We start from the raw sequence: 12424 nt of genomic DNA, 5'->3' as shown, positions 1-12424 counted from the left end.
TTTGGCCATGCTACAGAGAGATTCGCACGATTTCCGTTATGACTACCATGGCAAAAACGGCAAATCCAAGGGAACTCGTCACCAGCAACATCCGCTTCAATTTTTTCATATCTTCCATATAAAATTCCCTCACTTTCGTTAACGCCCAGCATTTCGTTTCCTACCGATATATACGCACAAGGAATGGTAAATGTTTCAATTTGCGCCCAACATTTTTTCGTGTTTTCTCGTCAAAAAGTTTACGGCTGCGCGATTTTTGTCAAATCGTTGCCGAGTTTGTACGTATCGCGCTCCATCAGGTGAAGCATCCAGGCAACGAGCAGCCCGACAACGAGGCAGATCGTCCAGGGGAGCCACGTCGCTTCCAGCCTAAGCCCCACATCGTACACCCAGCCGCCTGCGATCTGGCCGAGCGAGCCTCCGATGGCGATCGAGTAGCCGTTGAAGCCGTAGTAAGCCCCTACCAAATCTTTTGGCGCAAAACGCGGAACGACGTCTACCAGATTGGGCACGGCGATCATCGTCCCCAGTGCGAACAGGAATACATCGATGAGCAACATCCACAGAGAGTCGGCAAACGTAAACAGGAACAGTCCTGCCCCCATGACGAGGGTGCCGATCCCGATCAAGGTGAGCCTGTGCGGGTAGCCTTCCAGCCATTGCGTCACTTTCATTTGAAAAAGGATGACGAACAAAGACATGGCAGACAAAACAATTCCGACCGAAGTCTTGCTATGTGTCACATGCTCCACGAGCAGTGGTATCGTCAAAAATACTTGCATGTTCAAATAGTAGTAACCCATCAAAATCAAGGTAAAGCGCACAAAGCGCTTGTCCCGAATCACCGTGAACATGCTCTCCCAAATACTGTGCCGCGTGTTGGTAGCGCTGATCGGGGCCAGAAAAAAGAACGAGACGACCGCGTTCAAGGCAAAAACCGCTCCGGCAAACAGGGACAGGTAGGTAAAATCGACAGCCGACAGCGCTGTACCGACGATTTGCGAACCGACCACCGCAATATTTCCGAGCACATTGCGAAAGGCGAACACTTCTTTGCGGATGGAATCAGGGGTTAAAATCGCAAACGCCGCCGAGCCAGCCGGGTCAAACAGCGCCCCACCCAAGCCTGACAAAATCGCTGCGATAAAAAAATGCCAAGTCTCGGTGCAAAAAGCAAACAGGGCAAAGCCGACAGCCCGCACTGCCATACCCAAAACCATCGCGCCCTTGTAGCCGAAGGCATCGGCAATGACTCCGCCCATAAACGCAAAGCCTTGCTGGGAAAATTGTCGCACGCTAAGTACCAGACCAGCCATCGCCAGCGTCCATCCGATACTGCCTGTCAAATACAAGGTCAAATAAGGAATCAGGGCGTAAAAGCCGAGATTCATCATAAAGGATGTCGCCAACAGCAATTTGACCGAAAACGGTGTTTCTCTCCACATTTCCCGCTTCATTCGATACCCTCGCTCTCCCGTTTGCTCTCATGATTTAGGGATATCCCCAGCTTAAAGAACAGGGTATAATTTGGGAAACGAACGTTTTTGTATATGGTTATCAAATATTTAGATAAGAGGGAAACACACGCTATGGACTTCGAACAACTGCGCGCTTTCTACACATTGGCACAGACCAAAAACTTCACCAAGGCTGCGGAGATGCTCCATCTTGTCCAGTCTACGGTGACGATGCGAATCAAGCAACTGGAAGAAAAAGTCGGAAAGCCTCTCTTCATCCGTGACAAGCGAAGTGTTGAAATTACCCAGGCAGGCTTGACGCTTTTGCCTTATGCCGAGCGCATACTCAAACTGTCCCACGAAGCGCTCAACGAAGTCGCTTCTCTCCAGCCCTACGAGGACTACTTGTCGATTGGCAGCCTGAACGCCATCTGGACCTCTACCCTCGAACCGATCTTGAAAGAGTACCATTGTCGTTACCCGCAAATTGCCATCAGCACCAGAACCGGGCATTCCTCGGACGTCATCCAGTATTTGCTCGACAACGTGATCCAGATCGGGATCGTGTACGTGCCGCCCTCCTTGCCGAACTTTGAAGTCATTCCTACCTGGGATGATGAAATCGTCCTGGTCTGCTGTCCAGAGAGCAGCGTCGCCCAAGCGACTCACGTGGATTCGCGCGAGCTTCGCAACCTGCCGCTGCTCTACATGAACTGGGGACCGCCTTTTAACGAATGGATCAGGCAAACATTGCCGCGCAACTACGTGCCCAAGCTGACTGTCGACAAGGCGGAGCTTGCCATCGATTTGATCAAGGAAGGGCTTGGCGTCAGCTTGCTCACCCGCTCTGCGGTCAAAGCAGAGCTGGCTGCCGGGACGCTGAAGGAACTGCCGATCACTGGCAACAAGCCGCCCAAGCGCTCAGCCTATATCGTCCTGCCGAAAGACAAAAAAAATAAACCCAGCGTAGAAAAATGGCTGAGTCTGATGAGTGAATTGGGATACTCAACAACGTAGCGCAACTAGCGCGATTGCGGTATGGGGCCGACGACGACATCTCGTCTCCCCAGCCTTTTTTCATAACCCCAGCGAACGCAGAAATACCAGCACATCGACAGGCAAAACCCGGTCAGCACATCGCTCAAAAAGTGCACGCCCAAGTACACGCGGCTCGCGGCAAGCAGCACAACGAAAACAAACACGACAGGCTGTACGTATGCCGACCAACTTTTTTCCTCGTACCAGCGGGCGATCAGCAAGGCGAGCATCAAGTAAAAGCCGGGCGCGATCATGGCGTGGCCGCTTGGGAAAGAAAACGAATCCGGCAGATCGATCAGATTGAAGCCAACTGGTCGAGGACGGGCAAAAATCAGCTTCAAAATCTCGTTGACGACTTCACTGACCCCGAGCGACAGCAGGATGACGACAGACTCAAGCCTGCGTTTTTTGAGGAAAAGGGCGACGATCAGCACGACGCCAAACGGCGCAAGGAAAGTCGCGTTCCCAAAGTGGGTAAGCAGCTGGAAAAAGCTCGTCAAGCCAGCGGAGCGAACAGCGGCTGCCAACGAAAAGGCTGCCTGATCCATCCCCGCTACCTGACCGGTTATGTATTGGCGAAACATCCATGCCCCCAGCACCGCGAACACGATGCCGCAAAAAATCAATCCTCTTTCTTTACTCGTTCCCATCCTGTTGTTCTCCTCTCTCTAGCAATGAACGCAGTGCCGTCAAAAAGCGCTGGTCATCTTCACGCGTACGGGCCGCAGGGCCGCGCGTTCTTCCTCCCCCGCGACGAAAGCGGGCTTTCTCGTTTCGCTCCTCCAAATGAAAAGCCATCCGTTCCGGTTCAAAAATCAGGCCATGCGGCGTCAGCGGCTGCGCACGCTTGCCAAGAATCAGAGCCGCCAGTCCAATATCTTGCGTCACGACGACATCATTCGGGCGGGTTTCATTGGCGAGCTTCATGTCGACCGCCTGCGGGCCGGCATCGACTGTCACGTGATGCTCGGAACCGATCTGATGATTGTAGCTGGCAAACGTGAGGCACTGCCACCCGAACTCCTTGCACAACTGTTGCGCGATCACCAGCGCCTGGCGCGGACAAGCATCGGCATCGATCAGGACGCGTCCTTTTTGCATCCAACCATTCCTTTCAAGCGCTTTTCTCTCCCCGATTCCGCTCATTTTTGGTATGATGGAACTGGAGAGGAGTGAACTTACCTTTGCGCAATTACTTTACTTTCGATGAACGTTTAGGCATTCGCCTTCCTGCATTGGATATGCAATGGGAGGAGTATTCACATACGGAACGTGCGGACATTTTGATGGAGTGGGAAGAAATTCGCGCAACCATCCCCGATCGGATTCACCGGGTGGAAGCTGTGATCATCGAGAAAACCAAGCAGATGTCCGAGGAGGAAAATTTCGCGCGCTCTTGTGAGCTGAACAGCGAAATTCATGAATTGGCGAGCGTCATTAATGATCTTAATATATGGTTTCGCGTCCAGCAAGATCATGACACCAAAATTCATCAATAATCCTCGAAACAACACGGCGAGGAACACATTCGAGACGTTTTTCCCACAAAAAAAGCTCTGTGGCTGCAAGAAGCCATGGAGCTTTTTTCCGTTTCGTTGTCTTTCGTCTACTTTGCCTTGTTCCGCTTGCGGCCGATTTCCAGCGCCATCAGCCCGGAGACGTGTGGAGCTGCCATCGAGGTGCCGTTCAGCTTTTTAAACTGGTTGCCCGGCCACGTCGATAAAATTTCCACACCAGGCGCTTTCGTATTCGCTCCCCTTCCGCGCGAGCTGAACGAAGCCAGCCTGCCCGACTGATCGATTGCGCTCACTCCGAGAACGCCTTTGTACTTGGCAGGGTACTCGACCTCTCCCCCGCTGTTTCCCGCCGAGGCTACCATGACGATGCCGTGCTCTTTCGCCTTTTCCACAGCTCGCGCCAACGCCTCGCTGTATTGCGGCATGCCGAAGCTCATGTTGATCACGTCCATTTTGTTGGCAATCGACCAGTGCAATGCCTGCAAAATCGTCGACAGCGACGCTTTGCCCTCGTGGTCGAAGGCGCGTACGTCGTACAGATGCGCCTCGGGAGAGACACCGACGATTCCGCGCTGGTTCATCTCGGCCACAATGATTCCGGCTACATGCGTCCCATGTCCGTTTTGCTTGCCGCGCACAAAATGGACGCCCCCTTTGATCCGATCCTTCAAGTCAAAATGGTCGCGGGAAATCCCCGTATCAATGACCGCCACCTTCACCCCTTCGCCCCGGCCTTTTCGCCACAGCTTTTGCGCGCCGACATAGCGGACGCCCCACGGGATTTCGTCTTCGCCCTCTGTTTCTGTTTGTGTTACTGTTTGTGCTTGGGCATGGACGCTTACGGTCACATTCTCTTCCACCATGGCTTGATACCTGCGAAAATGCTCGCAGTGCTGCTCGTATATGTTGTCCTTGATGCACAGGCAAGCCCAGTCATCGAAGCATCGCCAAGGAAGTCTCTCTGTTTTGGTCATCACTTTTTTCTGCAAATCGCTCAGGATGTCGTGAAAGGACGTCTCCCGCTGAAAGCTGATGATTTTCAACCCACTAGCCTCCTGTCATGCACAGCGTTGCCACATCCTATGTCGTATCTGCCTCTGTCTGCTTGGGCATCTGCACACCGCCCGCCAAAATAGGCGATTCCCCCAGTCCATCTGTCCAAGCAAACAGATGCCTTCTCCCATATAACTGCTTAGGGCAGGCTCAAAGCCAATCTTGAGAGGAGAGAGTGCTGTATGGGTAAAAAGAAGGGCAAAGGCACAGGCGATCTCTTGAAAAAAATCAACAAGAAAAGCAAGAAAAAATGGAAAATGAGCGACATCAAGTCGTTGGCGAAAGGAATCACGAAAAAAGATTTGAAGGACGACAAGAAGCTCGGCGATCTGATTAAAAAAGTCAGCAAAGCCGTAGGCGTCAAACTGTCCGACAAACAAATCTCCAGTGTCAAAAAACAGGTTCATGAAAAGCTCGACTAAGGCGAGCGGAACAGCAAAAAGGGAGAGCAGTTACGCTCTCCCTTTTGCTATTGCCAACCTTTTTGCGGTCGGTGTGTTACCTCGTTAGTCGCAAGCGCAAGCAACGATTGTCAGCAATACGAACAACACCAGAATCAAAGCAAAATCGTCGAATCCTCCGTTGAACAGACTCATTCGCTTTCCCTCCTTTGTCAGCAACTAATCATAATGTATGTGCGAATAGCCAATCTTGATTGGACGCTCGCCCAGACATTGCCCATTTTTCAGGATAAGAGTGTAGCTGCTGTGAGGGAAAACCGCGTCAGATCAACTCGCGCGACGCTCGATTGGCTCCATCAGGCCATACTGTTTTTTCATAACCGACTGCCAAAAAGGAATCGTCCGCTGAATCATCGGCCCCGTCAAAACGGCAATGAGCACCGTTCCGATCGACACCGGGCCACCCAGCGCCGCTCCGGCAATCAACACCGTTACTTCGATAATCAGCCGAACCTTTTGAATGCTCCAGCCCAATCGCTCGTTCATGGCAAGCATGAAGCTGTCGCGCGGCCCTGCCCCCAGGCGCGGAGACAAGTACATGCCGATGCCGATGGTCATGACGACTACACCGAGCAAAAACACCAGCAAGCGCAGCCAGAATGACTCGAACTCCGGCACGATGTTGAGCCATAAAATCAAGTCCAGGAAGCTTCCGAAGCAGATCATGTTCAGAAACATGCCAAAGGTCGGCTTGATTTTGGCTACCAGATAGGACGACAAAATGACCACTACGCCGACGATCTGCGACCAGATGCCAATGGTTAAACCAAATGTTTTTTGCAAGCCGATGTGAAACGTATCCCAGGGCGCCACCCCCAGATTCGCCTTGATCGCGAGCACGCAGCCGAATGCCCCGATGAACAATCCGAGCACAAACATGGCGTAGCGCACGGCAATCGACTTGCTGACCCGTGTACCGGACACCGTCGTTCACCTTTCCTCTCCCGTTGCCATTTTTCTCTCACTGAATGGTGAAGTCTCACATCCATGCGTTCATAATTTATTCATTATAACAAGGAAGATCGGTTTCTCCCACCGTTTTTCGCACTCGCTTCACTTCGACGCTGCCCAAGTCTTCGGCGAGCGTCGTCATGGGAAAGATCGCCTGCGCCTCTTTTAACAGATCATCCATGGAAAAGTCCCCGTCCTCATCCTCGTAGCGCGGACTGAAATGGGTCAGGCAAAGCGCTTTTACACCTGCACGCTTCGCCAGCTCAGCCGCTTCTTTCGCCGTGGAGTGTCCGCTGCGCACCGCCAGCTCCTTGTCGTGATCGGCATACGTGGCTTCGTGCACGAGCAAATCGGCATTCGCCGCAAGCTCCTCGACGCTTTGGCACGGCTCCGTGTCGCCGCTGAAGACGATTTTGCGGCCTTGCTGCGGCGCTCCGACAAAATCTTTGCCATCCAGCACGCGACCGTCGGCAAGCGTCACCTGCTCGCCGCGCTTCAAGGCTCCGAAGAGCGGCCCGGACGGAACTCCCGCCTCTTTCGCTCGCTCGACGAGAAAAGCTCCCGGTTTGTCTTTTTCCAGGACGCTGTAGGCAAAAGACGTCACCCGATGGTTCGCTTTCCGGCACGAAACGACGACTTCCTCATCCTCGTAAATGACGCCTTCGCTGACCACTTTCAGCTCCAGCGGATATTGCAAATGCACCGGACTTACATCCATGATCGCCCGAAAATAGCGGTCAATCCCCGGCGGTCCGTAAAGCGTGAGCGGCGATGCTTCGCCATTGCGCAGCGAGCGGGAAGCGAGCAACCCGATCAAGCCGTACAAGTGGTCGCCATGCAAATGCGTAATGAAAATTTTGTCCAGCTGACTGATTTTCATGGGAGAGCGCAAAAGCTGATGCTGCGTACCTTCCCCACAGTCAAACAGCCACCATTTTCCTGCCTGCAAAAAGCGAAGCCCGATTCCGCTCACGTTGCGGCGCGTGGTGGGCGCTCCTGATCCCGTACCTAAAAATGTCACAATCACAATGATTGCCCCTCTCTTTGTGCAGAGCTTCCCGCAAGCGTGCCTGTCACCAGCTGTAGGCATTCACCCTTTTTTGTCTGGGCGCATACCTTACAACAAACAACAGCCTAGCAAGGAGGTACTCCTGATAATGAAACGATTTTTCGCGCTGGGGCTGGCTGCCTGTCTGGCTCTGATCGCCGTTTTGGCCGGCTGCTCCAGCACTCCTGAAAAAATAAGAATTGGCGAAGTAACCCGCTCGCTTTTTTACGCCCCCCAATACGTCGCGCTGGAAAAAGGCTTTTTCAAGGAAGAGGGGCTCGATGTGGAGCTTTCCACTATTCCCGGCGGCGACAAGGTCATGTCGGCGCTCTTGTCTGGCGGGATCGACGTAGCGCTCGTCGGCTCGGAGACGAGTATTTACGTCTCCCAGCAAGGAGCAGCAGACGTCGTCGTCAACTTCGCCCAGTTGACCCAGACGGACGGCACCTTCCTCGTCGCCCGCAACAAACCCGACCAGTTTTCGTTTGACCAGCTGAAAGGCAGCGTCTTCCTCGGTCAGCGCAAAGGAGGAATGCCGCAAATGGTCGGAGAGTATGTCCTGAAAAAACATCAAATCAATCCGCAGTCCGACCTGGAGCTGATTCAGAATATCGAATTTAAAAATATCGCTTCTTCTTTCGCTTCAGGCACAGGCGAGTACGTTCAACTGTTCGAACCGGAAGCGTCGCGGTTTGAGCAGGAAGGGATCGGGCATGTCGTCGCCTCCTTCGGCAAGGAAAGCGGCACCGTTCCCTACACCGTCTACATGACGAAGCAAAGCAATATCGACAGCAATGCGGCAACTATCCAAAAGTTTACCAATGCGATCTACAAAGGGCAACAGTGGGTTGCAAGCCACAGCGCCAAGGAGACGGCTGCGGTCATCGGCAAATATTTTGAACAGATCGATCCGACCATCCTGGAAAAAGCCGTGCAACGCTATCTGGAGCAAGGCTCTTACGCCACCGATCCGATCCTGGACGAAGCGGAATGGAATCAGCTGCAAGACATCATGGATGCCGCTGGCGAACTGAAACAACGGGCCGATTACAGCAAGCTGGTCAACACCACCTTCGCCAAACAATCCAAGGAAGGGAATTAATCCGTCATGAACCAGACTCCTTCTGCGCCAGCCAAGATTGAACTTTCCCACGTGACCCACCTCTATTTATCCACAACCAGGGCGTTCATGGCGGTCCAGGACATCAACCTGCGCGTGGAGGAAGGCGAGTTCATCTGTATGGTTGGCCCTAGTGGTTGTGGCAAGACGACATTGCTCTCGCTCATGGCGGGACTGGAATTGCCGACTGCGGGAAAAGTGTCCATTGATGGGACACCCGTTCGCGGAACTTCCCGCCAGGTCGGCTACATGCTTCAGCAAGATTACTTGTTCAACTGGCGCTCGATCGAAGACAACGTCTTTCTCGGCCTGGACATCCAGGGAATCCGCTCCAGGGAGACAGAGCAATACGCCTTGCATCTGCTCGATGAAATGGAGCTGTCTGACGTGCGCAAAGCTTCGCCCATGCAGCTGTCCGGCGGCATGAGGCAGCGTGTCGCGCTCGTTCGCACCCTGGCTTGCCAGCCTGACGTGCTGCTTTTAGACGAACCTTTTTCCGCACTGGACTACCAGACGAAGCTGAAACTGGAAGACTTGATCTTCTCGACGCTGCGCAGACACAAAAAAACCGCCATCCTGGTCACGCACGATTTGTCGGAGTCGATCGCCATGGGAGACCGCATCTACATCTTTTCGCGCAACCCTGGCCGCGTCAGCAGCGAAATCGCAATCCCGCCCGCCATCCGCGACTCCCTGCCCTTCGACGCCAGAAATCAGGATGGCTTCCAGGACCTGTTCCATCGCGTCTGGAAGGAGATGGAGGTAGTATCTGATGCAGCAAAAGGAAATTGAAAGCATCCATCGCCACTATTTGAAGCAGGAAGCAAAAAACCGCTACTGGGTGTTTTTCACCCAATGCATGCTGTTTCTGCTGTTTCTCGCCCTGTGGGAAGTGCTTGCGCGCACCAACACGATCAATGCGCTTATTTTCAGCTACCCGTCGAAAATTTGGGCGCAATTCTGGTCGCAGCTGCTCGACGGAAGCCTGCTGCCGCACGTCGGCATGACCGTCTGGGAGACGATTATCGGCTTTTTGCTCGGAACGCTGCTCGGGGCTGTGATCGCAACGCTCATCTGGTGGTCGCCCTTTCTCTCCCGCGTCCTCGATCCGTACCTGGTCATCGCCAACAGCATGCCAAAAGTCGCGCTCGGCCCTGTTTTCATCGTCGGCTTCGGCCCCGGACTCATGTCCGTCATCGCCATGGGCTGCGCGATCTCCATCATCATTACCACGATCAACGTCTACTCCGGCTTTCGCGAAGTCAACCAAAACTACGTCAAAGTCGTGCAGACGCTCGGCGGCAACAAACGGCACATTTTCCGCCTGGTCATCCTCCCCGCCACCTTCCCGACCTTGCTCGCCACGCTGAAAGTAAACGTCGGCCTCTCCTGGGTCGGAGTCATCGTCGGGGAGTTTCTCGTTTCCCAACAAGGCTTGGGCTATCTGATCATCTATGGATTTCAAGTGTTCAATTTTACCCTGGTCATGATGAGTCTCGCCATCATCGCGGTCGTCGCCACCTTGATGTACCAAGGCGTGGCGTTTTTGGAACGGCGGCTCACCAGCCAGTTTAAATAGATGCCTTTTCGCAACACAGCGCGACCATCGTCCGGGGATGGTCGCGCTGTGTTTTGACTGACAGACGTTTTGCGGTGCAAAAGCTGTGCTATACTTATGGTCAAAAAAGTCCAGAAAGCAGGAAAATCATTTATGGGTACATCAGATGTACAAGCTCCCACTCTTACTTATCAGTTGATGACTATGTGCATGATCCGCGACGGCGACAGGGTACTTTTGCTCAATCGCCCCAGTTCCAAAGGCTTCCCCGGCTACATCGCCCCCGGGGGCAAGGTGGATTTTCCCGAGAGCCTGACGGAAGCGGCCATTCGCGAAGTGTATGAAGAAACAGGGCTTCGCGTCACAGACCTTGCCTTCAAGGGCGTGGATGAGTATGTCGTCCCGGCGACAGGCTTTCGCTACATCGTTTTCAACTATTTGGCAACCCGCTTTGAAGGCGAGCTGTTGACACATCCTCCCGAGGGAGAGCTGCATTGGATTTCGCTCGACGAGATTGACCAGGTGCCGATGCAACCGTGGTTTCGCCGTCGTTTCCCGCTCTTTTTCGAGCCGGGAACATTTGAAATCTCCATCGTCTGGGATGAAGAAAAACAAGAACCGATTGCCGAGAAAATCAAGCAGCTCGGGTAAACCGTCCGGGACGTGCCGCCTGTTTACTTACTCCGGCGCTACGATCTCCACCTTGATCCGATCCGGGTCTTCGCAAAACAGCGCGTAATGTTCCGGGCCGCCCGCATGTGGATGGCGGTCCTCGTAGAGCAGCGGCACGCCTCGCCGCCGCAGTTCCTCGCGAATCGACTCCACCTGCTCCCGGCTGCGCGCGTGAAAAGCGAGATGATTCAATCCGACGCGACAGCGGTGATACGGCACATCGCGAAACCGCTCCTCCGCCTGCACGAACACCAGATACGTGTTGCCATGCTTCCAACTGACCCCGCTCGCCCATTGCTGGTAGCGTTCATAGCCTAGCTGCTGCTCCAACAGCCAGCCCCAAAATTCCGCGGACCGCTTCAAATCTGTGACGTACAACTCGACATGATGCAGCATCGCCCAGCCTCCTTTGCCCCAGTTACCTGTCTTTTATCGTGAAAACACGTGAAAGCCGCTTCCTTGCTTCAAGCCTAAGCACAATTCTAATCGCTTTCCGGTCCGGCATAGCCTTTTTATCCGCATACGCATAGAAAAAACGCCCGACCAATCGCATGCCGGGCGTTATGTACGCGTCTCATCTTACTTCCAGAACTTCCACCAGCTCTTTTTCTCCGTCTGATCGCCAGCGTGGTTGCCTGCTTCCACTTTTTGCTTCGCTGCTTCTTCTGCTTCCAGCGCGCCAGGCACCCGTGCGAGGAAATGATCGACCATCGGCTTGTAGTTGTCCGGCAAATGATCCTGCATGTTGCGCAGCATCGCAATCGCCCGCTCCTTTTGGTCGGTAGCCAACAAAGCGTTGGCGTAGTTGAAGCCTGCATACGGATACGGGAACTGCGGCGTCCAAAACTTTTCGCAAATCTGGATCAGCTGATAGACATAGCCTGCCTGGCCCAGCTCGCCCGTTACCGTCATGACCACTTCAAAGCGGTCTTTCGCCCCCTCGATGGCAATCGTGTACCACTTCATCGCGTTCAGGAGGTCGGTTTCGGTCAGAGCAAGACGCGCCAAGTGCAGCTGCGGTCTCCACGCTCCCTCCTTGACGGAGAGCGCTTCCAATCGGGTTCTCAGCTCCTCGCGCTTGCCATTTTGCAAAAAGCTTTCCACGTACATGTTCAGTCCGTTTTCCTGGTTCGGATCTTTGTGCAGTCCGGTATTCAGGATTTCGAACGCTTTGTCCTCTTCCCCTTCATACGCGTAAATTTTCGCCAGGTTGGTACAAGCCGTTCCCGACGCCGGGAATCGTTCCAGGCAATCGTTCAAAATCGTTTTCGCTCTCTCAAATTCTCTCGCCTGCATGTGAACGACTGCACGGAAAATGAGCGCAGACTCGATCGGCCCGTACAATTCGAGCAGCCTGTCCGCCGCAATCGCCGCTTGCTCGTGAAATTGCTCCTTCACCAACTCCATCGCGAAGTCACGAAGCTTTTCCTTTTGGTCCCAATACATATCCAGATTGTGCGGAATCACTTTTTTCTGATAGTCCTCTCTGGACATCTCGATCGTATGGCCAAATTCATTGGTAAACGTCACAAATTCAGACATGAAACAG

At 53.6% G+C, this 12424-nt stretch carries 16 protein-coding genes; 7 read left to right on the top strand and 9 right to left on the bottom strand.

The window, feature by feature from the left end; all coding sequences use genetic code 11:
* Positions 1-239: 239 nt before the first annotated feature.
* Positions 240-1457, bottom strand: a complete 1218-nt coding sequence (locus tag NST23_RS11075; RefSeq protein ID WP_122965770.1) for an MDR family MFS transporter — start codon at positions 1455-1457, stop codon at positions 240-242.
* A 132-nt stretch (positions 1458-1589) separates the two neighbouring features.
* On the opposite strand from NST23_RS11075, the gene NST23_RS11070 reads away from it, so the two are divergent.
* Positions 1590-2474, top strand: coding sequence for a LysR family transcriptional regulator (locus tag NST23_RS11070; protein ID WP_122965769.1), 885 nt, complete (start codon positions 1590-1592; stop codon positions 2472-2474).
* 5 nt (positions 2475-2479) lie between these two features.
* On the opposite strand, the gene NST23_RS11065 is transcribed toward NST23_RS11070, so the two are convergent.
* Entirely contained in the window at positions 2480-3145 is a 666-nt protein-coding gene (locus tag NST23_RS11065) for a phosphatase PAP2 family protein (protein ID WP_122965768.1), read from the bottom strand.
* A complete protein-coding gene (locus tag NST23_RS11060) occupies positions 3132-3596 on the bottom strand; it encodes a YaiI/YqxD family protein (RefSeq protein ID WP_122965767.1) in 465 nt (154 codons plus the stop codon). Before NST23_RS11060 ends, NST23_RS11065 begins: the two co-directional genes overlap by 14 nt.
* A gap of 83 nt (positions 3597-3679) precedes the next feature.
* Here NST23_RS11060 and NST23_RS11055 point away from each other — a divergent pair, with 83 nt between their 5' ends.
* Complete coding sequence (locus tag NST23_RS11055) at positions 3680-3994, top strand: hypothetical protein (protein ID WP_063230752.1); 315 nt, start codon at positions 3680-3682, stop codon at positions 3992-3994.
* A 107-nt stretch (positions 3995-4101) separates the two neighbouring features.
* Here the strand turns inward: NST23_RS11055 and NST23_RS11050 are convergent, their stop codons facing one another.
* Positions 4102-5055: a S8 family peptidase gene (locus tag NST23_RS11050; protein WP_173595727.1), complete on the bottom strand. Its 954-nt coding sequence runs from the start codon at positions 5053-5055 to the stop codon at positions 4102-4104.
* Between the two features lie 192 nt (positions 5056-5247).
* Here NST23_RS11050 and NST23_RS11045 point away from each other — a divergent pair, with 192 nt between their 5' ends.
* Positions 5248-5487, top strand: a complete 240-nt coding sequence (locus NST23_RS11045) for a stage VI sporulation protein F (RefSeq protein ID WP_063230750.1) — start codon at positions 5248-5250, stop codon at positions 5485-5487.
* An 84-nt stretch (positions 5488-5571) separates the two neighbouring features.
* Here NST23_RS11045 and NST23_RS11040 read toward each other — a convergent pair whose 3' ends face one another.
* The 3 genes from NST23_RS11040 to rnz all read right to left on the bottom strand — a co-directional run bounded on the left by NST23_RS11040 (position 5572) and on the right by rnz (position 7504).
* Positions 5572-5661, bottom strand: a complete 90-nt coding sequence (locus NST23_RS11040) for a YjcZ family sporulation protein (protein WP_122965765.1) — start codon at positions 5659-5661, stop codon at positions 5572-5574.
* A 132-nt stretch (positions 5662-5793) separates the two neighbouring features.
* Positions 5794-6405 (bottom strand): YczE/YyaS/YitT family protein, encoded by a 612-nt coding sequence (locus NST23_RS11035; RefSeq protein WP_217364905.1) that lies wholly within the window; start codon positions 6403-6405, stop codon positions 5794-5796.
* 121 nt (positions 6406-6526) lie between these two features.
* A complete protein-coding gene (rnz, locus tag NST23_RS11030; protein WP_173595725.1) occupies positions 6527-7504 on the bottom strand; it encodes a ribonuclease Z in 978 nt (325 codons plus the stop codon).
* A gap of 130 nt (positions 7505-7634) precedes the next feature.
* Between rnz and NST23_RS11025 the strand changes: the two genes are divergently transcribed.
* The 4 genes from NST23_RS11025 (at position 7635) to NST23_RS11010 (ending at position 10854) form a co-directional block, all read left to right on the top strand.
* On the top strand, positions 7635-8627 hold the full coding sequence (locus NST23_RS11025) for an ABC transporter substrate-binding protein (protein ID WP_242771848.1): 993 nt from the start codon (positions 7635-7637) through the stop codon (positions 8625-8627).
* 6 nt (positions 8628-8633) lie between these two features.
* Positions 8634-9437, top strand: coding sequence for an ABC transporter ATP-binding protein (locus NST23_RS11020; RefSeq protein WP_122965762.1), 804 nt, complete (start codon positions 8634-8636; stop codon positions 9435-9437).
* Positions 9418-10224 carry an ABC transporter permease gene (locus NST23_RS11015; RefSeq protein WP_122965761.1) on the top strand — a complete coding sequence of 269 codons (807 nt, stop codon included), beginning with the start codon at positions 9418-9420 and terminating at the stop codon, positions 10222-10224. The genes NST23_RS11020 and NST23_RS11015 overlap by 20 nt, the downstream gene beginning before the upstream one ends.
* A 132-nt stretch (positions 10225-10356) precedes the next feature.
* Positions 10357-10854, top strand: a complete 498-nt coding sequence (locus NST23_RS11010; RefSeq protein ID WP_340963674.1) for an 8-oxo-dGTP diphosphatase — start codon at positions 10357-10359, stop codon at positions 10852-10854.
* A gap of 27 nt (positions 10855-10881) precedes the next feature.
* On the opposite strand, the gene NST23_RS11005 is transcribed toward NST23_RS11010, so the two are convergent.
* A complete protein-coding gene (locus tag NST23_RS11005; RefSeq protein ID WP_122965759.1) occupies positions 10882-11271 on the bottom strand; it encodes a VOC family protein in 390 nt (129 codons plus the stop codon).
* A gap of 183 nt (positions 11272-11454) precedes the next feature.
* Positions 11455-12417: a tetratricopeptide repeat protein gene (locus NST23_RS11000; protein ID WP_122965758.1), complete on the bottom strand. Its 963-nt coding sequence runs from the start codon at positions 12415-12417 to the stop codon at positions 11455-11457.
* Positions 12418-12424 lie beyond the last annotated feature (7 nt).

Source organism: Brevibacillus sp. FSL K6-0770 (genome assembly GCF_038000275.1).
GTDB classification, from domain to species: domain Bacteria; phylum Bacillota; class Bacilli; order Brevibacillales; family Brevibacillaceae; genus Brevibacillus; species Brevibacillus parabrevis.
Note: the sequence above shows the minus strand (reverse complement) of the source record. Positions and strands in the feature narration are given on the sequence as shown.

Excerpts from the sequence above, each read along its gene's own strand:
- NST23_RS11040 (WP_122965765.1), bottom strand. The coding sequence starts at position 5,661 with ATGAGTCTGTTCAACGGAGGATTCGACGATTTTGCTTTGATTCTGGTG.
- NST23_RS11045 (WP_063230750.1), top strand. The coding sequence starts at position 5,248 with ATGGGTAAAAAGAAGGGCAAAGGCACAGGCGATCTCTTGAAAAAAATC.
- NST23_RS11010 (WP_340963674.1), top strand. The coding sequence starts at position 10,357 with ATGGGTACATCAGATGTACAAGCTCCCACTCTTACTTATCAGTTGATG.
- NST23_RS11065 (WP_122965768.1), bottom strand. The coding sequence starts at position 3,145 with ATGGGAACGAGTAAAGAAAGAGGATTGATTTTTTGCGGCATCGTGTTC.
- NST23_RS11020 (WP_122965762.1), top strand. The coding sequence starts at position 8,634 with ATGAACCAGACTCCTTCTGCGCCAGCCAAGATTGAACTTTCCCACGTG.
- NST23_RS11070 (WP_122965769.1), top strand. The coding sequence starts at position 1,590 with ATGGACTTCGAACAACTGCGCGCTTTCTACACATTGGCACAGACCAAA.
- NST23_RS11025 (WP_242771848.1), top strand. The coding sequence starts at position 7,635 with ATGAAACGATTTTTCGCGCTGGGGCTGGCTGCCTGTCTGGCTCTGATC.
- NST23_RS11035 (WP_217364905.1), bottom strand. The coding sequence starts at position 6,405 with ATGTTTGTGCTCGGATTGTTCATCGGGGCATTCGGCTGCGTGCTCGCG.
- NST23_RS11005 (WP_122965759.1), bottom strand. The coding sequence starts at position 11,271 with ATGCTGCATCATGTCGAGTTGTACGTCACAGATTTGAAGCGGTCCGCG.
- NST23_RS11015 (WP_122965761.1), top strand. The coding sequence starts at position 9,418 with ATGCAGCAAAAGGAAATTGAAAGCATCCATCGCCACTATTTGAAGCAG.
- NST23_RS11000 (WP_122965758.1), bottom strand. The coding sequence starts at position 12,417 with ATGTCTGAATTTGTGACGTTTACCAATGAATTTGGCCATACGATCGAG.
- NST23_RS11075 (WP_122965770.1), bottom strand. The coding sequence starts at position 1,457 with ATGAAGCGGGAAATGTGGAGAGAAACACCGTTTTCGGTCAAATTGCTG.
- NST23_RS11060 (WP_122965767.1), bottom strand. The coding sequence starts at position 3,596 with ATGCAAAAAGGACGCGTCCTGATCGATGCCGATGCTTGTCCGCGCCAG.